Raw genomic sequence first — 18,317 nt, forward strand, 5'->3', positions numbered from 1 at the left:
GTCTGGCTGTGCCGGGAAAACGCGCCGGGTTCCATTGTTTTCACCGCGGTGAGAGAAAATGACGCGGCGTCGGGCGCCACCGATCTGGGCGCCCGGGGGGCGGGGCTGCGCCCCGGCGGACGCCGGGGAGGCAGCGGCAGCCGGTTCAGGCCGAGATGCGGATCCACCGTCCCTCGGCCGAGGAACGCTGGATCGTCTCGACGAGACGCTGGATCCGCAGCCCCGCGGCAAAGCCGAAGGGTTCCGGGATTTCGCCCGCGATCGCACGGACATAGCCTTCGACCTCGATCGCCTTCAGGTCGTTGAAACCGATCTGGTGGCCCGGGGCGACGCAGAAGCGGCCATAGGGCGGGTGATCGGGGGCGGCCTCGATCCGGCGGAAGCCGCGCCGGCCGGGGGCGTCGGCGGTCGAGTAGAAATGCAGCTCGTTGAAGCGCTCCTGGCTGAAGGCGAGCGCGCCCTTCGTGCCATAGACCTCGAAGTCATGCTGCATCTTGCGTCCGGTGGCGATCCAGTTGCCTTCGACCGAGCCCTGCGCGCCATTCTCAAAACGCAGGAAGGCGCGGCCGACGTCATCCACCGTGACCGCGCGGCTGCCGCCCTTGCCGTCGGGCCGTTCGCCGATCATCGTGATGCAGTCGCCCATCACCTCGGAAATCGGGCCGAGCAGGAATTCGGCGGTGGCCAGTGCATGGCTGCCGATATCGGCGAGCGCTCCGCCCCCCGCCGGATCGTGGCGGAAGGTCCAAGGGCCGGCGGCATCGGCCATGTAATCCTCGGCATGCAGCCCGCGATAGCCACGGATCTCGCCCAGTTCGCCGGCCGCGATCATCTCGCGCGCCAGCCGCAGCATCGGGTTGCACAGATAGTTGAAGCCGACCTGCGTCTTCACCGCCTTCGCCGCCGCCGCATCGGCCATCTCGCGCGCCTCGGCCGCGCGCGGCGCAAGCGGCTTCTCGCAATAGACATGCTTGCCCGCGGCGATCGCGGCGAGGGCCATCTCCTTGTGCAGCGCGTTCGGCGCAGTGATGTCGATCACGTCGATCTCGGGGGTGGCGACCAGCTCGCGCCAGTCGGTGCTGTGGCGGGCAAAGCCGAGATCGCGGGCGGCGCGGGCGGCGGCCTTCTCGGTCACGTCGGCGACGGTGTGCAGCTCGAGCCGGTAGGGCAGGTCAAAGACCTTCTGTGCCGTGGCGAAGCCGAAGACATGGGCCTTGCCCATGAAGCCGGTGCCGATCAGGCCGATGCGAAGAACGGGTTTGTCAGACATGTGCGAAATCCGGATTGACGATGAGGTGCCGGTCGATGGTGCCGGCGAGATAGTCGAGCGCGTTCTCGATCGAGGCGAGGGCCATCCGCTCGCCGCATTCGGCGGTGAGCCCGGCGATATGGGGCGACAGCAGCGCGTTCGGCTGCGCCAGAAGCGGGGTGTCGGCCGGCGGCGGCTCGGTGTCGAAGACGTCGATGCCGGCCGCCGCGACCTTGCCCGAGATCAGCGCGCCGACCAGCGCCTTTTCGCAAATCACCCCGCCGCGCGCGGTGTTGGACAGGATCATCCCGCCCTTCATCACCGCGAATTCGGCCTCGCCGATGATCGGCTTCTCGCCGCGCGGCACATGGACCGACAGGCAGTCGGCCCAGCGCAGCCCGGTGTGCAGGTCGGTCTCCGGCTCGACGCTGCCCTCGGGCCAGCCCGTGCGCTGCAGATAGGGATCGAAGGCGCGCACCTGCATGCCAAAGCCCGCCGCCATTCGGGCAAGGTGCCGCCCGATCCGGCCATAGCCGAGGATCAACAGGTTCTTGCCCGAGATTTCCTGTTGCTCGAGCTTGTTGCGCCAGCCCCAGCCACCCGGCTCGCGCACCGCAAGATCGGCCTGCCGCGCGCGCTTCGCTCCGGCCAGAAGCTGCATCATCGCGTGCTCAGCGACCGAGACCGAGTTCACGTCACCGACGATGGTCAGCGCGATGCCCCGGTCGTTCAGCGCCGCAAGGTCGACCGAGTCATAGCCCACGCCATGGCGTGAAACGACCTTGAGCCGCGTCGCCTTGGCGATCGTTGCGGCCGACAGCGGCTGCGTGCGGATCACCAGCGCATCGGCCTTGGCGATCAGTGGCGCGTAGGAGGGTTCCGACACCTCCTCGACGTAATCGACACTCACCCCGCGCGCGGGCAGGCTGCGCAGCAGCGCCTCGCCCGAGGGGTGCAGTTTTCCGGCGACGAGGAGATGCATCAATAGGCTCCTTTCGTGGCGGTTGCGGGCGGCGCGGCGGTCAGCTCGCGCCAGCGTGCCACCGAGGCGCCCGCGGCTGCCGCCAGAAAGCGCGAGTCGCCGCCGACCGTGGTCAGGTCGAACCCCCAGCCGATCGCCTTCGCGGCATATTCGGGCGTGCCGCAATGGATGCAGGCGCGGATGCCGTTCGCCTTGCAGGCGGCAAGGATGCGCTTGATCAGCGCCACCATCACCTCTTCCTCGCGGTCAAAGCCCGGGGGCAGGGTGCCGTTCTGGGTGCCGAGCGTCAGGTCTGCCGGGCCGATGTAGATGCCATCAATCCCCGGCGTCGCCGCGATCGGCTCGAGATTGTCGACACCCTGCTGCGTCTCGATCATCGCCAGCGCAAGGACCTCGTCATTCGCCGCAAGGCCATAGCCGCCATAGGCGAAGGTCGCGCGCGTCGGGCCGAAGCTGCGGCTGCCAAGCGGCGGATAGCGCAGGTAGCTGACGAATTCCGCCGCCTCTTCGGCCGAGTTCACCATCGGGCAGATGATCCCCTGCGCGCCGGCGTCGAGCGCCTTCATGATCGCGCCCGGCTCGCGCCAGGGCACGCGCACCATCGGCGTCACCCCCGAGGCCCGCATCGCCTGCAGCATCGGCAGCACCGCACCATAGTCGAGCGCGCCGTGCTGGGCGTCGATCGTCACGCTGTCATAGCCCTGCGCGGCCATGATCTCGGCGGTGAACGGATTGCCGATCGAGAGCCAGCCGTTGATCGCCGGACGTCCCTCGGCCCATTGGGCCTTCAGTCGGTTTTTGAACATGCTCTCCTCCCTCAGAACACGATCTGCGCAAGCTTGGTGTCGAGGTAATCCTCGATCCCCTCGGTCCCGCCCTCGCGGCCCATGCCGGAATGGTTGGTGCCGCCGAAAGGCGCCTCGGAGGCCGCAAGCGCGAAGCTGTTGATGCCGACCATCCCGGCCTTGAGCGCCGCCACCGTGCGCCGCGCGCGCTCGGGCGAGCGGGTGAAGGCATAGGCCGAGAGCCCCATGTCCGAGGCATTGGCGCGGGCGAGCACCTCGTCTTCGGTGGCAAAGCGGGTGATCGCCGCAATCGGGCCGAAGTTCTCCTCGGCGAAGACCTTCATCTCGTCGGTGACATCGGTGAGCACGGTCGGCTCGAAGAAATAGCCGCTGTTGAGATGCGCCGGGCGCTGACCGCCATGGGCGAGCGTGGCGCCCGAGCGCAGCGCGTCGCGCACGATTGCCTCGATCTCGGCCAGACGTCCGGCGTTGATCAGTGGCCCCATCCCGGTTTCCGGGTCGAGCCCGTCGCCCAGCCGGATCGCCGCGGTGCGCGCGACGAAGCCCGCGACGAAGGCGTCATGCAGGCTTTCATGCACGAAGATCCGGTCGGGGGTGACGCAGACCTGCCCGCAATTGGCGAATTTCGTCGCCACCGTCAGATCCAGCGCACTGTCCAGATCGGCGTCGTCATAGACGATCAGCGGCGCGTTGCCGCCAAGCTCCATCGACACCTTCTTCACCGTCTGGGCGGCGTCGCGGATCATCTGCTGGCCGACGCGGGTCGAGCCGGTCAGGCTGACCTTGCGCACCCGGCTGTCGGCCATGATCGGGGCATAGGTGTCGGCGGTCGCGCCGACGACAAGGTTCACCGCTCCCGCCGGCAGTCCGCTTGCGCGCAGGCAGTCGACCATCACCATCGCCACGCCGGGCGTCTGCGACGAGGGCCGCAGCACCACCGGGCAGCCGGCGGCCAGCGCCGGTGCCAGTTTGCGCGCAGGCAGCGCGGCGGGGAAGTTCCAGGCGGTGAAGGCGCCGACGATGCCCACCGGCTCGCGGCTCACCTCGAAACGGCCGCCCGGCACCCGGCTTTCGATGATCCGGCCATAGATCCGCCGCGCCTCTTCGGCGAACCAGCGGAACTGGTCGCAGGCCAGGCCCCATTCGCGCCCGGCCTGCGCGATCGGTTTGCCGGTCTCGGCCGCGATCATCCGCGCCGCCTCGTCGCTGCGGCGGATCATCTCATCCGCCGCACGATGCAGCGCCTCGGCGCGGGCAAAGCCGCCCATCCCGCGCAGTTTCGGCAGCGCGCGGGCCGCGGCCCCGATCGCGGCGCGGGTCTCCTCTGCTGTTGCCACCGGCACCTGGCCGAGCGGTTTTTCGGTGACCGGAGAGATGACCTCTCCCGTTACGGTGCCGGGTGTCCAGTGACCGTCGATGAACAATCCGAATTGCGAATACATGTCTTACCCGATTTCGCTGATCTTGATGGTGCGCCCCTCTGCGACGGAGCGGATCGCCGCCTCGGCCAGGATCAGCGCCTGACGGCCGTCCTCGAAGCCCACGGGTGGGGGGGTGCCGGCCTCGACCGCATCGACGAAGGCGCCGATCTCGGCCGCGAAGGCGGTGGCGTAGCGGTCGATGAAGAAATTCATCAGCGGCGCGGCCTCGTCGGTGAAGGTGGCGCCCGAGAGCCGCATGTGATTGCGCGGGCGGTTTTCCGAAATCGCCATGCCGGCCGAGCCGAAGGCCTCGACGCGCTGGTCATAGCCATAGACCGCGCGGCGCGAATTGGTGATGACCGCCTGCTTGCCCGAGGCCGTCGTCAAGACTGCGGTCACCGTGTCGAAATCACCGCAGCGCGTCATCAGCTCGGGGTCGACGAGCCGCGCGCCGGTGGCGCTGACTTCGGTCACCTCCTCGCCAAGGAGGAAGCGGGCCATGTCGAAATCGTGGATCGTCATGTCGCGGAAGATCCCGCCCGAGACCTCGATATAGGCGGCGGGCGCCAGGCCCGGATCGCGCGAGGTGATGACGACCTGTTCGAGCGTGCCGATCCGGCCCGCCTCGATTGCGGCGCGCACGGCAGCGTGCCCGTCGTCGAAGCGGCGCACGAAGCCAAGCATGATCGGCACCGAAGAACCTGCAATTTTTGTTGCACAAGCGTTGACGCGCGCCAGCGAAAGGTCGATCGGCTTCTCGCACAGCGCGGGTTTTCCGGCGGCGACGGCCTGTTCCAGAAAATCGGCATGGGTCGCTGTCGAGGTCGCGATCAGCACCGCGTCGACCGCGCCTGAGGCGAACACCGCCTCGGCCGATTCGAACCGGGTAACACCAAGTTTTTCAGACACTTCCACCGCCGCTTGGGGGTGAGTGTCAAACACGCCGGCAAGCGTCGCGCAGGGATGTGCGGCAATGTTTTCGGCGTGCATTCGACCGATCCGGCCAACGCCAAGCACAGCAATTTTCAGCATCGAGGTCTCCTCCCGAGATCTTTCGCAATAATCATTGCAATATAGTTGCAGTGTCAATATGCATTCCGTAATGTCGCGAGACAGACATCCGCAGGAGGAGGCGAGATGACCCGCAAGACCGTGCGCCTGACGATGGCTCAGGCCCTCGTCCGTTACCTTTGCAACCAGTTCACCGAGATCGAGGGCGAGCGCGTGCCGCTGTTCGCTGGTGTGTTCGGCATTTTCGGCCATGGCAACGTGACCTGCCTGTCCGAAGCACTCGAGCCGGTGCAGGACCTGCTGCCGACTTGGCGCGGCCAGAATGAACAGACGATGGCGCTGGCCGCGATCGGCTTCGCCAAGGCGAAAAAGCGCCGCCAGATCATGGTCGCCGCGACCTCGATCGGGCCTGGCGCGCTCAACATGGTGACGGCCGCGGGCGTGGCGATGGCGAATCGCCTGCCGGTGCTGCTGATCGCGGGGGACACCTTCGCGAACCGTCTGCCCGACCCGGTGCTGCAGCAGGTCGAGCATTTCGGCGACCCGACGATCACCGCGAACGATGCGTTCAAGTCGGTGGTGCGCTACTGGGACCGGATCGTGCTGCCCGAGCAGCTTCTGCAATCACTGCCGCAGGCGGTGGCGACGATGCTCGACCCGGCCGATTGCGGTCCGGCCTTCATCGGCCTTGCGCAGGACACGCAGGAACAGGCCTATGACTATCCCGAAGTGTTCTTCGCGCCGAAGCTGTGGAAGATCCCGCGGCCGCGGGCGGACCGCGACACGATCGCGGCGGCGGCCAGGCTGTTGCAGGGCGCGAAGACGCCGCTGATCATCTCGGGCGGCGGCGTGCGCTATTCGCTGGCGAATGCCGAGCTGGCCGATTTCGCCGCGAAACGCGGCATCCCGGTGGTCGAGACCATTGCCGGCAAGGGCACGCTGAGCCATGACCACCCGGTCCATGCCGGGCCGATCGGCATCGTCGGCTCGACCTCGGCCAATGCGCTGGCGAAGGAGGCCGACGTCGTTCTGGCGATCGGCACCCGGTTGCAGGATTTCACCACCGGCTCCTGGACCGCCTTCGCGCCGGATGCGCAGTTCATCTCGGTCAACGCGGCGCGCTTCGATGCGGTGAAGCACCGCGCGCTCTCGGTCGTGGGCGATGCGCGCGAGACGATCGCCGATCTCGATGCGGCGCTTGCGGGCTGGGTGGCGGAACCCGGCCTGATGACGCGGGCAAAGACCCTGTTCGCCGCATGGAACACGCTCATCGACGAGCTGCAGGCGCCGACGAATGACCCCGTGCCCTCCTATGCGCAGGTGGTGGGGGTGCTGAACAAGGTCGCCGGGCCGCACGACACGCTGATCGCGGCGGCGGGCGGCACCCCGGGCGAGGTGGTCAAGGGCTGGAAGGTGCAGACCCCCGACACCTTCGACTGCGAATTCGGCTTCTCCTGCATGGGCTACGAGATCCCCGCCGGCTGGGGCTGCGCGATGGCGCAAGAGGGGCCGGGCGGCACCTCGGGCACGCCGATCGTGATGCTGGGCGACGGCACCTACATGATGGCGAATTCCGACATCTATTCGGCGGCGCTGACCGGGCACAAGATGGTGGTCGTGGTCTGCGACAACGGTGGTTTCGCTGTCATCAACCGGCTGCAGCAGGCCAAGGGCGTGCCCGGCTTCAACAACCTGCTGACCGATTGCCGGGTGCAGAACCGCGAGAACCCGCGGCATGTCGATTTCGTCAAGCATGCCGAGGCGATGGGGGCACGGGCGGTGAAGGCCGAGGGCCTCGCCGATCTGGAAGCGGCGATGAAAGAGGCGCTCGCCCATGACGGGATCACGGTGATCAGCATTGTCTCCGATGCCTGGAAATGGGTGCCGGGCGATGCGGACTGGGATGTCGGCGTGCCGGAGATCTCGAGTTTCGAAACCGTGCGGGCCGCGCGCAAGGCGCAGGACAAGATCCGCGAAGAACAGCGTCTGGGTGTCTGAGATGAAAGCCAAACTGGGCATTGCCCCGATCGCGTGGTGGAACGACGATCTCGCGGAACTGTCGGATGATGTCAGCCTCGAGGAATGCCTGCGGCAGGCCTCGGTCGCCGGCTTCACCGGGATGGAGACCGGGCGCCGGTTCCCGATGGACATGGCCGAACTGGGCCCGATGCTCGACCGCTTCGGGATCTCGGTCTGTGGTGGCTGGTTCTCGGGCCTGCTGCTCGATGGCGACATCGAGGTGGAGAAGGACCGCATCGCGCAGCAGATGGAGTTCTTCATCGCCGCGGGTGCGCCCTGCATCGTCTATGGCGAGACCGCGCGTTCGATCCAGGGCCTGCGCGGCGCGCCGCTTGCCACCAAGCCGAAGCTGACCGAGGCGGAGATGGCCGCCTATGGCCGCAAGATGAGCGATTTCGCCGATTGGTGTGCGGCGCAGGGGATGCCGATCTCCTATCACCACCACATGGCGGCGGTGGTCGAGACCGAGGCGGAACTTGATCTGTTCATGGCGCAGTCCTCGGTGCCGCTGCTGTTCGACGCGGGGCACATGGCCTTTGCGGGCGGAGACGTGATGCGGGTGATCGAAAATCACCACGCCCGGATTACCCATGTTCACACCAAGGACATCCGCCGCGCGGTGGTCGATGGGCTCGACCGCAAGAGCGAAAGCTTCCTCGATGCGGTGCTCAAGGGCGCCTTCACCGTGCCCGGCGACGGCAGCCTCGATTTCGGCGCGATCGTGAAGGCCATCGCCGCGAAGGGCTACGAGGGCTGGTTCGTCGTCGAGGCGGAACAGGACCCGGTCGCGAACCCGCCGCTCGAGATGGCGAAGAAGGGGCACGGCGAACTTCTGCGGGTCATGGCGGCCGCAGGCTACGAGGTCGTGGGAGCGGCCGGGGGGAAGGTGCAATGAACCGTATCGATGGAAAGATCGCCGTCATCACCGGCGCGACGCAGGGGCTGGGCGCGGCAATCGCGCGGCTTTTCGCGGCGGCCGGGGCGGCGGGTCTGGTGATCGTTGGCCGCGGTGTCGACAAGGGCAAGGCCGTGGCGCGCGAGATCACCGAGAAGACCGGCGTGCCGGTCGAGATGGTGGCGGCGGATCTGGGCAAGATCGATGATGTGCGCGCGATCATCCCCGCCGCCGACAAGCGCTTCGGCCGCGTCGACATCGTGGTGAACGCGGCCGGGCTGACCGACCGCGGCAACATGCTCAACACCACGCCCGAGCTCTTTGACCGGATGTTCGCGGTCAACACCCGTGCGCCCTTCTTCCTGATCCAGGATGCGGCCAAGGTGATGATCCGCGAGGGGATCGAGGGCCGGATCGTCAACATCGGCTCGATGTCCGGCCTGACCGGGCAGCCGTTCCTGGCGCCCTATTCGGCCTCCAAGGGGGCGCTGGCGACGGTGACGCGGCATGCGGGCTTTGCGCTGATGCGCCACCGTATCCACGTCAACCAGCTCGACATCGGCTGGATGAACTCGGACCACGAACGCAAGCTGGTGCTGTCGGAGACCGGCGATCCGACCTTCATCGACCGCATGGCGGCGCAAAAACCCTTCGGTCGGATTCTCGAGCCGAAGGAGGTGGCGAAGGCAGTGTTGTGGATGGCCTCGGAGGATGGCGGGATGATGACCGGTGCGGTGATCCCCTTCGACCAGTCGGTCCATGGCGGTTATGACGACGCGCCGGTGCCGGCCGCAAAGCTGGAGGCCTGAGATGCGCACGATCAAGGGGCCCGGGGTGTTCCTGGCCCAGTTCGCGGCCGGTGAGGCCCCCTATGACTCGCTGCCGGGGCTTGCGAAATGGGCGGCAGACAAGGGTTTCAAGGGCGTGCAGATCCCGACCTGGGACACGCGTCTGATCGACATGAAACTGGCTGCGGAAAGCGAGACCTATTGCGACGAGCTGACCGGGCTGCTGGCCGATCACGGGTTGCAGATCACCGAATTCGCCTCGCATATCACCGGGCAGCTGGTGGCGGTGCATCCGGCGCAGGATGCGATCATGGACAGCTTTGCGCCGCAGGCGGTGCGCGGCAATCCCGCGGCGCGGCGCGCTTGGGCCGAGGACCAGCTGCGTCTGGCCGCACGGGCGTCCCACCGTCTGGGCATCGACCGGCATGTGACCTTCTCGGGCGCGCTGCTCTGGCCCTATCTCTATCCCTATCCGCAATGGCCGGAGGGGCTGATCGAGGAGGGCTTCGACGAGCTGGCGAAGCGCTGGACGCCGATCCTCGATGATTTCGACGCGCATGGCGTCGATGTCTGTTACGAGATCCATCCTTGCGAGGATCTGCATGACGGCCATTCCTGGGAATATTTCCTCGAAAAGGTGAAGGGCCATCCGCGCGCGAACCTGATGTATGACCCGTCGCATTTCGTGCTGCAGGCGCTCGACTACCTCGCCTTCATCGACCATTACCACGACCGCATCCGGACCTTCCACGTGAAGGACGCCGAGTTTCGTCCCGATGGCAAGTCGGGCGCCTATGGTGGCTATCAGCCCTGGTCGAAACGCGCGGGCCGGTTCCGCAGCCCGGGCGACGGGCAGGTCGATTTCGGTGCGATCTTCACCAAGCTGTCGACCTATGGCTTTGACGGCTGGGCAGTGCTCGAATGGGAGTGCTTCATCAAGAACCCCGAGGACGGCGCCCGCGAAGGGGCACAGTTCATCGCGGACCACATCATCCGGGTGTCGGACCGCGCTTTCGACGATTTCGTGAAATCCGGCGCCAACCGCGCCACGAACCGGGCGATGCTCGGGCTGGAGGAAACATGACCCAATTGCGTCTTGGCATGGTGGGGGGCGGCGAGGGCGCCTATATCGGCAACATCCATCGGCTGGCCTCGCGGCTGGATGGGCACTGGCAGCTGGTGGCGGGGGCCTTCGACGTCGATCCCGACCGCGGGCGGGCCTTTGCCATCGGGCAGGGGCTCGATCCGGCGCGCAGCTATGGCACCTGTCAGGAGCTGATCGCGGGCGAGAGCGGGCGCGCGGACCGCGTCGATGCGGTGGCGATCTGCACGCCGAACTTCACCCATTACCCGATTGCGAAGGCCCTGATCGAGGCGGGCTTTGACGTGATCTGCGAAAAGCCGCTGACCGCGACGCTTGCGGATGCGGTGGCGCTTGAGCGGCTGGCGCGTGAGAGCGGCCGCTTCGTCGGCGTCACCTACACCTATTGCGGCTATCCGATGGTGCACGAGGCGCGGGTGCGCATCGCGCGTGGCGAGATTGGCGCGGTGCGCACGGTGCAGGTGGAATATCCGCTCGAATGGATGGCCGCCCCGATCGAGCGGGCGGGCAATGCCCAGGCCGCCTGGCGCACCGATCCGAAGAAGAACGGCCGCGGCGGCTCGATCGGCGATATCGGCACCCATGCCTATCACCTGGCGGGGTTCGTCACCGGGCTGAAGCTCGACAGTCTCACCGCCGATCTGGCGACCTTCGTCAACGGCCGGGCGCTGGATGACAACGCCCATGTGATGCTGCGCTATCAGGGCGGGGCGCGGGGGCTGTTGTGGTCGTCGCAGGTGGCGATCGGCAACTCGAACGGCGTGCGGCTGCGGGTCTTCGGCGAGACCGGTTCGCTGCAATGGTTTCAGGAACAGCCCAACGAACTGATCTTCACCCCGCTCGACGGCCGGGTGCAGACGCTCAAGCGCGGCGCGGACGAGATGTCGGTCGACGCGAAGGCCCGCACCCGCACCCCGCCTGGCCACCCCGAGGGCTATCTCGAGGCCTTCGCGAATCTCTACGCAGGCTTTGCCGAGGCGATCCGGGCACGGCGCGAAAATCGCGTGCCGGGGCCGATCGGGCAGAACCTGCCGCTTGCCCATGACGGGCTGAAGGGCGTCGCTTTCGTCGAGGCGGTGGTCGACAGCGCCGAGGCCGCGGATCAGCCCTGGATCACGCCCGTGGCGGTCTGAAACGACATCGCGCAGGGCATGGCCTTCATCTTGGGGGCCGGGCTGAAGGCGGCGGAGCGGGGCCGCGGGTTTGACTTGGCGGGCAGCGCCGCCTATGCGAAACGGTCTCGATCATCCGCGCCGGGGGGGCCATGACGCAGGGCGAAGCTGTTGCAGAACTGACCGCAGGGCTGACGGTGACGGCGGCCTCGTTCATCGTCACGGTCTATGGTGACGTGGTGGTGCCGCGCGGCGAAGTTCTGTGGATGGGCAGCCTGATCGGCATCTGCGCCCGGATCGGCATCAGCGAGAACCTCGTGCGCACCGCGACCTCGCGTCTTGTCGCGGCCGGGCGGCTGGAGGGGGAGCGGGCCGGGCGGCGCAGCTTCTATCGCCTTGCCCCCGCGGCGCGCGCCGAGTTTTCCGAGGCGGCGCGGCTGCTCTACGCCCCCCGGTTGCGGCCCGCGGGCTGGCTGGTTCTGGCGGCCGAGGACTTCCCCGAGGAGACCCTGCGCCGGTTCCATCTGGCGCGCATGGGGGGCGATCTGTGGATCTGTCCCGATTGGGGCGAGAGGCCGCCGGGTGCGGCGCTGGTCCTGCGCTGCGCGGGCGATGATCCGGCGCAGTGTCCGGGTCTTGCCCGGTTCTGGGATCTGACCGGGCTTGCCGCGCGCTATGATGCGATGGTCGCCCGGTTCGGGCCTCTGGCCGCAGATCTGCGCGCCGGCGGGCGGCTTGCGCCGGCCGAGGCGCTGACCGCGCGGCTGCTGCTGGTGCACCTCTATCGCGGCGCACTGCTGCGCGACCCGCTGCTGCCCGAGGCAGCGCTGCCGCAAGGCTGGAGCGGGGCGGCGGCACAGGCGCTGTTCCGGCAGCTCTATCTGGATCTGACGCCGGCCGCCGAGGTGGAGATTGCCGCGGTCCTCGAAGATCAGGACGGCGTCCTGCCCGCGGCGACGCCGGCAAGCGCGGCCCGGCTCGACAGCCTGAAATAACCCCCTTGCGCGGCTGCCGATCGCCGCGGCGGGACGGCCTGGCTCAAAACATTACACAATGTAAGCAAAATTGCTTTGACATGTATTGTTTCAATGGTATTGATTGACCGTTCGGTCGGCGAATTTGGGAGAATCGTCGGCCTTTCCGGGAAATGCGAAGGAGCGAGGCATGTTGGACGCCTTCATCTGCGATGCTGTGCGCACGCCGATCGGTCGTTATGGCGGGGCGTTGGCGCAGGTTCGCGCCGATGATCTTGCGGCGCTGCCGCTGGCTGCGCTGATGGCGCGCAATCCGCAGGTGGACTGGTCGGCGGTCGACGACCTGATCTATGGCTGCGCCAATCAGGCGGGCGAGGACAACCGCAACGTCGGTCGCATGGCGGTGCTGCTGGCGGGCATGCCGGTCGGTGTGCCGGGCACCACGGTGAACCGGCTGTGCGGCTCGGGGATGGATGCGGTCGGCATGGCCGCCCGCGCGATCAGGGCGGGCGACTGCGACTTCGTCATCGCCGGCGGGGTCGAGAGCATGACCCGCGCCCCCTTCGTGATGCCCAAGGCCGAAAGTGCCTTCTCGCGCGCCAATGCGGTCTATGACACCACCATCGGCTGGCGCTTCGTGAACCCGAAGATGCAGGCGCGGTTCGGCGTCGACAGCATGCCGCAGACCGCCGACAACGTTGCCGCCGATTTCGATATCTCGCGCGAAGATCAGGACGCTTTCGCGGCCCGCAGCCAGGCCCGCTGGGCCGCGGCGCAGGCGGCCGGGATCTTTGCCGGGGAAATCGTGCCGGTGACGATCCCGCAGAAGAAGGGCGCGCCGATCGTCGTCGACACCGACGAGCATCCGCGCCCGGGCACCACGGCCGAGATGCTGGCGAAGCTGCGCGGCGTGAACGGCCCGGATCTGTCGGTGACCGCCGGCAATGCCTCGGGCGTCAATGACGGGGCGGCGGCGCTGGCGATCCTGTCGGAACAGGCGGCGCACGCCCAGGGCCTGACGCCGAAGGCCCGGATCGTGGCGATGGCCGCCGCCGGGGTCGAACCCCGGATCATGGGGATCGGTCCGGCGCCTGCCGCGAAGAAGGTTCTGGCCCGCGCCGGGCTGAGCATCGGGCAGATGGACGTGATCGAGCTGAACGAGGCCTTCGCCAGCCAGGCGCTTGCCACGCTGCGCGATCTCGGCCTGCCCGACGATGCGCCGCAGGTGAACCCCAATGGCGGGGCGATCGCGCTGGGCCATCCGCTCGGCATGTCGGGGGCCCGTCTGGTCACCACGGCGATGTATCAGCTGCACCGCACGGGCGGGCGCTATGCGCTGTGCACCATGTGCATCGGCGTCGGGCAGGGCATCGCCATCATCATCGAACGCGTCTGAGGGAGGAGAAGCCAGCCATGTATGCACAGCTTGTGAAATCCGAAGGGGCCAAGCCCCGCGAGGAAATGACCCCGGAAGAGATCGCCTTTCAGGAGCGCATCGACCGCGGCGAGAAGATCGAGCCGAAGGAATGGATGCCCGAAGGCTATCGCAAGACCCTGATCCGCCAGATCGGCCAGCACGCCCACAGCGAGATCGTCGGCCAGCTGCCCGAGGGCAACTGGATCACCCGTGCCCCCACGCTCGAGCGCAAGGCGATCCTGCTCGCCAAGGTGCAGGACGAGGCAGGCCATGGCCTCTATCTCTACAGCGCCGCCGAGACGCTCGGCGTGAGCCGCGACGAGCTGCTGGAGAAGCTGCACAGCGGCAACATGAAATATTCGTCGATCTTCAACTATCCGACGCTGAACTGGGCCGATATCGGCGCGGTCGGCTGGCTGGTCGACGGCGCGGCGATCATGAACCAGGTGCCGCTGCAACGCACCAGCTATGGCCCCTACAGCCGCGCGATGATCCGCATCTGCAAGGAGGAGAGCTTTCATCAGCGGCAGGGCTACGACATCATGATGAAGATGGCCGCGGGCACGCCCGAGCAGAAGGCGATGGCGCAGGATGCGCTCAACCGCTTCTGGTATCCGGCGCTGATGATGTTCGGCCCCTCCGACAAGGACAGCGTCCATTCGGCGCAGTCGATGGCGTGGAAGATCAAGATCAACACCAATGACGAGCTGCGGCAGAAATTCGTCGATCAGACGGTGCCGCAGGCGAAATATCTCGGCCTGAGCGTCCCCGACGAGACCCTGAAATGGAACGAGGAAAAGGGCGGCTGGGATTTCAGCGAGCCCGACTGGTCCGAGTTCTTCGCGGTGATCGCCGGCAACGGTCCGTGCAACGAGGAGCGGCTTGGCGCCCGGGTCAAGGCCTGGGAGGACGGCGCCTGGTTCCGCGACGGGCTGATGGCCCATGCCGAAAAGGCCGATGCCCGCCGCCGCGCCGCCCGCGTGGCCGCCGAGTAACCGATTGCGGGCGGTGACGCCCGCCTCTTTCCCTATCCAGCTTCGGGAGGAAGCAAGACATGTCCAGCCAATGGCCCCTGTGGGAAGTCTTCATCCGCGGCCAGCACGGCCTGAACCACCGCCATGTCGGGTCGCTGCACGCGCCGGATGCCGAGATGGCGATCCGCAACGCGCGCGACGTCTACACCCGCCGCAATGAAGGCGTGTCGATCTGGGTGGTGCCGTCGAATGCGATCACCGCCTCGAGCCCGTCCGAGAAGGGGCCGCTGTTCGAGCCGTCGAATGCCAAGGTCTATCGCCACCCGACCTTCTTCGACATTCCCGAAGAAGTGGGGCACATGTGATGGCCGGTGCAGTCGATCAGGCAGCCTTTGTCGAATGGCTGCAACGGGTTGGCGACAATGCGCTGATCCTCGGGCACCGCGTCTCGGAATGGTGCGGCCATGCCCCGGTGCTGGAAGAGGACATCGCGCTGGCCAACCAGGCGCTGGACCTGATCGGCCAGTGCCAGCTGTGGCTGGGCCTTGCCGCCGAAGTCGAGGGCAGGGGCCGCACCGCCGATCAGCTTGCCTATCTGCGCGATGCGGTCGAGTTCCGCAACCTGCTGCTGGTCGAGCGCCCGAACGGCGATTTCGGCCAGACCCTGATGCGGCAGTTCCTGTTCGACGCCTTCCACATCGAGCTGTTGCGGGCGCTGAAGTCCTCCTCCGAGCCGCGCGTGGCCGAGATCGCGGCCAAGGCGGAAAAGGAAGTGGCCTATCATCTGGAGCGCTCGGCCGATCTGGTGGTGCGGCTTGGCGATGGCACTGCGGAAAGCCATGCGCGCATGGAAAAGGCGCTGAAATCGCAGTGGCCCTACACCGGCGAGATGTTCCTCGACGATGCGGTCGATGCGGCGATGGCACAGGCGGGCATCGCGCCCTTGCCCTCGAGCCTGCGCCCCGCCTGGGAGCGCACGGTGTCCGAGGTGCTGGCCGAGGCGACGCTGGCCCATCCGGGCGAGGCCTTCCCCCACAAGGGCGGCAAGCGGGGCGTGCATACCGAGCATCTGGGCTTCGTCCTCGCCGAGATGCAATTCCTGCAACGGGCCTATCCGGGCGCCGTCTGGTAACGCCATGACCGCAGTTCAGCCCGACATTTCCGAGGTGTGGGAATGGCTTGCGCAGGTGCCGGACCCGGAGATCCCGGTGCTCTCGCTGACCGATCTCGGCATCATCCGCGATCTGGTCTGGGAGGATGACACGCTGGTCGTCACGGTGACCCCGACCTATTCGGGCTGCCCCGCGACCAGCATCATCAACCTCGACATCGAGACGGCGCTGCGCGGCCATGGGATCGGCCGGCTGCGGCTGGAGCGGCAGCTGTCGCCGCCCTGGACCAGCGACTGGATCACCGCCGCGGCGCGCGAGAAGCTGCGCGCCTATGGCATCGCCCCGCCCGTCGACGGCACCGCCGCCGACGGACGGCTGGCCGGGCGCATCTCGCGGCTGGCGGGCACCTCGAACCTGGTGATCGCCTGCCCGCGCTGCGGCTCGACCCGGACCGAAAAGATCAGCCAGTTCGGCTCGACCCCCTGCAAGGCCAGCTGGCGCTGCACCGACTGTCTGGAACCCTTCGACTATTTCAAGTGCATCTGAGGATGCCGCTGCACAGGAACGAACCCGCATGGCACGCTTCCATCCGCTGACCGTGACCGATGTGCGCCGCGAAACCCGCGACGCCGTGGTCGTCACCCTCGCCCCCAAGGACGAGGACCGCGCCCTGTTCGATTTCACCCAGGGACAATATCTGACGCTGCGCCGCGACTTCGACGGCGAGGAACTGCGCCGCAGCTACTCGATCTGCGCGGGCGTGGGCGAGGGGGTGCTGAAGGTCGGCATCAAGCGCGTCGATGGCGGCGCCTTCTCGACCTGGGCGAACGAGAACCTCGCCCCCGGCGACGAGATCGACGCGATGCCGCCGATGGGCAAGTTCTTCACCCCGATCGAGCCCGAGGCCGACAAGCAATATCTGGGCTTTGCCGGCGGCTCGGGCATCACGCCGCTGCTGTCGATCATCAAGACCGTGCTGGCGCGTGAGCCGAAGGCGAAGTTCACCCTCGTCTATGCCAATCGCCAGATCAGCACGATCATGTTCCGCGAGGAGCTGGAGGATCTGAAGAACCTCTACCTCGGCCGGCTGTCGGTCATCCACGTGCTGGAACAGGAAGGGCAGGAGATCGACCTGTTCACCGGCCGCATCGACGCCGCGAAGATGCAGGCGCTGTTCGCGCACTGGCTCGATGCGAGTGCGGTGGATACCGCCTTCATCTGCGGTCCCGAACCGATGATGCTGGCGATCGCCGCCGCGCTGCGCGAGCACGGCCTCGCCGACAGCCAGATCAAGTTCGAACTTTTCGCCAGCGGCCAGCACGGCCGGGCCAAGGCCCGGGCGGTATCGGCGGTCGCGATGGCTGCCGGCCGCGGCACCGAGGCGACGGTGACGCTGGATGGCGCCACCCGCAGCTTCGAGATGGCGCGCGCGGGGCAGTCGATCCTCGAGGCAGCGCTCGAAGCGAAGATGGATGCGCCCTATTCGTGCAAGGCCGGGGTCTGCTCGACCTGCCGCTGCAAGGTGCTGGAAGGCGAGGTCGAGATGGTCGTCAACCATGCGCTCGAAGATTACGAGGTTCGCGCCGGCTATGTCCTGTCCTGTCAGGCGCTGCCGCTGAGCGACCGCGTCGTCGTCACCTATGACGAATGAGGCCTGAGATGTCCGACACGATGAATCTCGACGACTATCTCGCCCAGGGCGGCGTGCTGACCGCCCCCGGCAACGTGCCCGCCCGCTATCGCGGCGAGCTGATGCGGCTGATGTCGTCCTTCGTGGACAGCGAGCTTGCCGCCTCGGCCGGCTTCGCGGGGGCGATCAATTTCGCCCCCGGCATCCGCGAGCGCATCGCCGCCAGCCGGATCACCCTTGAAAAGGCCGATCACGCCGAGCGCGTGCTGACGGTGATGGCGGATTTCGGCACCGACGCCGGGCGCTATCAGCGCCAGCATGACTGGGCGGCGCGGGGCGCGCGCGATGCCGATCTGGGCACCAGCCGGCAGGCGGGCGACATGCGGCTTTCGGTGTTTCACTACCCGATCGCCGGCTGGGCCGATGCGGTGGTGATGAATGTGCTGCAGGGCCTCGCCACCGGCGTGCAGATGACCGAGCTGACCCGGGTCTCCTATGGCCCGCTCGCCGAGGTCTTCCGCGCCATCGCCCCGCGCGAGCAGCGCCACGCCGAACTCGGCCTCGAGGGGCTGGAGCGCCTCGTGGCGAGTGACGAGGGCAGGGCGCAGGTGCAGACCGCGTTGGCCTATTGGCAGCCGCGTGTCGCCGCGACCTTCGGCGTGGCGGGATCGGAACGCTATCCGATGCTGCGCAAATTCGGCCTGCGCCACGCCCCGAACGAGGCGCTGCTGGCGCGCTGGACGACGCTGGTGGCCGACCATCTGGCCACGTCGGGCCTCTAAGGCCGGAACAGACATCCGCGGGGGCGACAGGCCCCGCGCCCCA

The 18,317-nt window shown here is 67.5% G+C and carries 18 protein-coding genes; 13 read left to right on the top strand and 5 right to left on the bottom strand.

Annotation, left to right across the window (positions count from 1 at the left end; all coding sequences use genetic code 11):
- Positions 1 to 145: 145 nt before the first annotated feature.
- From EOW66_RS12495 to iolG, 5 genes are read right to left on the bottom strand one after another with little or no spacing between them, the layout of a single operon-like run.
- Positions 146 to 1,270: a Gfo/Idh/MocA family protein gene (locus tag EOW66_RS12495; protein ID WP_128156671.1), complete on the bottom strand. Its 1,125-nt coding sequence runs from the start codon at positions 1,268 to 1,270 to the stop codon at positions 146 to 148.
- Positions 1,263 to 2,231 carry a hydroxyacid dehydrogenase gene (locus EOW66_RS12500; protein WP_239017582.1) on the bottom strand — a complete coding sequence of 323 codons (969 nt, stop codon included), beginning with the start codon at positions 2,229 to 2,231 and terminating at the stop codon, positions 1,263 to 1,265. The genes EOW66_RS12495 and EOW66_RS12500 overlap by 8 nt, the downstream gene beginning before the upstream one ends.
- Positions 2,231 to 3,037, bottom strand: a complete 807-nt coding sequence (locus EOW66_RS12505; RefSeq protein WP_128156673.1) for an HpcH/HpaI aldolase family protein — start codon at positions 3,035 to 3,037, stop codon at positions 2,231 to 2,233. The genes EOW66_RS12500 and EOW66_RS12505 overlap by 1 nt, the downstream gene beginning before the upstream one ends.
- Positions 3,038 to 3,048: 11 nt before the next feature.
- Positions 3,049 to 4,479: an NAD-dependent succinate-semialdehyde dehydrogenase gene (locus EOW66_RS12510; RefSeq protein ID WP_128156674.1), complete on the bottom strand. Its 1,431-nt coding sequence runs from the start codon at positions 4,477 to 4,479 to the stop codon at positions 3,049 to 3,051.
- Between the two features lie 3 nt (positions 4,480 to 4,482).
- Positions 4,483 to 5,490, bottom strand: coding sequence for an inositol 2-dehydrogenase (gene iolG / locus EOW66_RS12515; RefSeq protein WP_128156675.1), 1,008 nt, complete (start codon positions 5,488 to 5,490; stop codon positions 4,483 to 4,485).
- 105 nt (positions 5,491 to 5,595) lie between these two features.
- Between iolG and iolD the strand changes: the two genes are divergently transcribed.
- From iolD to EOW66_RS12580, 13 genes are all read left to right on the top strand, one after another.
- On the top strand, positions 5,596 to 7,467 hold the full coding sequence (gene iolD, locus EOW66_RS12520; protein WP_128156676.1) for a 3D-(3,5/4)-trihydroxycyclohexane-1,2-dione acylhydrolase (decyclizing): 1,872 nt from the start codon (positions 5,596 to 5,598) through the stop codon (positions 7,465 to 7,467).
- Position 7,468: 1 nt separating this feature from the next.
- Positions 7,469 to 8,383: a myo-inosose-2 dehydratase gene (iolE, locus tag EOW66_RS12525; protein ID WP_128156677.1), complete on the top strand. Its 915-nt coding sequence runs from the start codon at positions 7,469 to 7,471 to the stop codon at positions 8,381 to 8,383.
- Positions 8,380 to 9,192, top strand: coding sequence for an SDR family oxidoreductase (locus tag EOW66_RS12530; protein WP_128156678.1), 813 nt, complete (start codon positions 8,380 to 8,382; stop codon positions 9,190 to 9,192). The genes iolE and EOW66_RS12530 overlap by 4 nt, the downstream gene beginning before the upstream one ends.
- Before the next feature lies 1 nt (position 9,193).
- The gene (locus EOW66_RS12535) at positions 9,194 to 10,255 is read left to right on the top strand and encodes a sugar phosphate isomerase/epimerase family protein (protein ID WP_128156679.1); all 1,062 of its coding nucleotides are present in this window, start codon (positions 9,194 to 9,196) and stop codon (positions 10,253 to 10,255) included.
- Positions 10,256 to 10,272: 17 nt separating this feature from the next.
- Positions 10,273 to 11,406 (top strand): Gfo/Idh/MocA family protein, encoded by a 1,134-nt coding sequence (locus tag EOW66_RS12540; protein ID WP_128156856.1) that lies wholly within the window; start codon positions 10,273 to 10,275, stop codon positions 11,404 to 11,406.
- Between the two features lie 131 nt (positions 11,407 to 11,537).
- Positions 11,538 to 12,380, top strand: a complete 843-nt coding sequence (locus EOW66_RS12545; protein WP_128156680.1) for a PaaX family transcriptional regulator C-terminal domain-containing protein — start codon at positions 11,538 to 11,540, stop codon at positions 12,378 to 12,380.
- A gap of 172 nt (positions 12,381 to 12,552) precedes the next feature.
- A complete protein-coding gene (gene pcaF / locus EOW66_RS12550; RefSeq protein ID WP_128156857.1) occupies positions 12,553 to 13,755 on the top strand; it encodes a 3-oxoadipyl-CoA thiolase in 1,203 nt (400 codons plus the stop codon).
- A 17-nt stretch (positions 13,756 to 13,772) separates the two neighbouring features.
- Positions 13,773 to 14,771 (top strand): 1,2-phenylacetyl-CoA epoxidase subunit PaaA, encoded by a 999-nt coding sequence (paaA, locus tag EOW66_RS12555; protein WP_128156681.1) that lies wholly within the window; start codon positions 13,773 to 13,775, stop codon positions 14,769 to 14,771.
- A gap of 59 nt (positions 14,772 to 14,830) precedes the next feature.
- Positions 14,831 to 15,115 carry a 1,2-phenylacetyl-CoA epoxidase subunit PaaB gene (gene paaB / locus EOW66_RS12560; RefSeq protein WP_128156682.1) on the top strand — a complete coding sequence of 95 codons (285 nt, stop codon included), beginning with the start codon at positions 14,831 to 14,833 and terminating at the stop codon, positions 15,113 to 15,115.
- Positions 15,115 to 15,882: a 1,2-phenylacetyl-CoA epoxidase subunit PaaC gene (gene paaC / locus EOW66_RS12565; protein ID WP_128156683.1), complete on the top strand. Its 768-nt coding sequence runs from the start codon at positions 15,115 to 15,117 to the stop codon at positions 15,880 to 15,882. The genes paaB and paaC overlap by 1 nt, the downstream gene beginning before the upstream one ends.
- Before the next feature lie 4 nt (positions 15,883 to 15,886).
- Entirely contained in the window at positions 15,887 to 16,408 is a 522-nt protein-coding gene (paaD, locus tag EOW66_RS12570; RefSeq protein WP_128156684.1) for a 1,2-phenylacetyl-CoA epoxidase subunit PaaD, read from the top strand.
- Positions 16,409 to 16,436: 28 nt separating this feature from the next.
- On the top strand, positions 16,437 to 17,513 hold the full coding sequence (paaE, locus tag EOW66_RS12575) for a 1,2-phenylacetyl-CoA epoxidase subunit PaaE (protein ID WP_128156685.1): 1,077 nt from the start codon (positions 16,437 to 16,439) through the stop codon (positions 17,511 to 17,513).
- 8 nt (positions 17,514 to 17,521) lie between these two features.
- Complete coding sequence (locus EOW66_RS12580) at positions 17,522 to 18,274, top strand: Phenylacetic acid catabolic protein (RefSeq protein WP_128156686.1); 753 nt, start codon at positions 17,522 to 17,524, stop codon at positions 18,272 to 18,274.
- The last annotated feature ends 43 nt before the right edge of the window (positions 18,275 to 18,317 follow it).

The sequence above is a fragment of the Paenirhodobacter huangdaonensis genome (assembly GCF_004022465.1).
Classification (GTDB): domain Bacteria; phylum Pseudomonadota; class Alphaproteobacteria; order Rhodobacterales; family Rhodobacteraceae; genus Rhodobacter; species Rhodobacter huangdaonensis.

Excerpts from the sequence above, each read along its gene's own strand:
- EOW66_RS12510 (WP_128156674.1), bottom strand. The coding sequence starts at position 4,479 with ATGTATTCGCAATTCGGATTGTTCATCGACGGTCACTGGACACCCGGC.
- paaA (WP_128156681.1), top strand. The coding sequence starts at position 13,773 with ATGTATGCACAGCTTGTGAAATCCGAAGGGGCCAAGCCCCGCGAGGAA.
- iolD (WP_128156676.1), top strand. The coding sequence starts at position 5,596 with ATGACCCGCAAGACCGTGCGCCTGACGATGGCTCAGGCCCTCGTCCGT.
- iolG (WP_128156675.1), bottom strand. The coding sequence starts at position 5,490 with ATGCTGAAAATTGCTGTGCTTGGCGTTGGCCGGATCGGTCGAATGCAC.
- EOW66_RS12495 (WP_128156671.1), bottom strand. The coding sequence starts at position 1,270 with ATGTCTGACAAACCCGTTCTTCGCATCGGCCTGATCGGCACCGGCTTC.
- EOW66_RS12545 (WP_128156680.1), top strand. The coding sequence starts at position 11,538 with ATGACGCAGGGCGAAGCTGTTGCAGAACTGACCGCAGGGCTGACGGTG.
- paaE (WP_128156685.1), top strand. The coding sequence starts at position 16,437 with ATGGCACGCTTCCATCCGCTGACCGTGACCGATGTGCGCCGCGAAACC.
- EOW66_RS12505 (WP_128156673.1), bottom strand. The coding sequence starts at position 3,037 with ATGTTCAAAAACCGACTGAAGGCCCAATGGGCCGAGGGACGTCCGGCG.
- paaD (WP_128156684.1), top strand. The coding sequence starts at position 15,887 with ATGACCGCAGTTCAGCCCGACATTTCCGAGGTGTGGGAATGGCTTGCG.
- iolE (WP_128156677.1), top strand. The coding sequence starts at position 7,469 with ATGAAAGCCAAACTGGGCATTGCCCCGATCGCGTGGTGGAACGACGAT.
- paaC (WP_128156683.1), top strand. The coding sequence starts at position 15,115 with ATGGCCGGTGCAGTCGATCAGGCAGCCTTTGTCGAATGGCTGCAACGG.
- EOW66_RS12535 (WP_128156679.1), top strand. The coding sequence starts at position 9,194 with ATGCGCACGATCAAGGGGCCCGGGGTGTTCCTGGCCCAGTTCGCGGCC.
- paaB (WP_128156682.1), top strand. The coding sequence starts at position 14,831 with ATGTCCAGCCAATGGCCCCTGTGGGAAGTCTTCATCCGCGGCCAGCAC.
- EOW66_RS12500 (WP_239017582.1), bottom strand. The coding sequence starts at position 2,231 with ATGCATCTCCTCGTCGCCGGAAAACTGCACCCCTCGGGCGAGGCGCTG.
- EOW66_RS12530 (WP_128156678.1), top strand. The coding sequence starts at position 8,380 with ATGAACCGTATCGATGGAAAGATCGCCGTCATCACCGGCGCGACGCAG.
- EOW66_RS12580 (WP_128156686.1), top strand. The coding sequence starts at position 17,522 with ATGTCCGACACGATGAATCTCGACGACTATCTCGCCCAGGGCGGCGTG.
- EOW66_RS12540 (WP_128156856.1), top strand. The coding sequence starts at position 10,273 with ATGGTGGGGGGCGGCGAGGGCGCCTATATCGGCAACATCCATCGGCTG.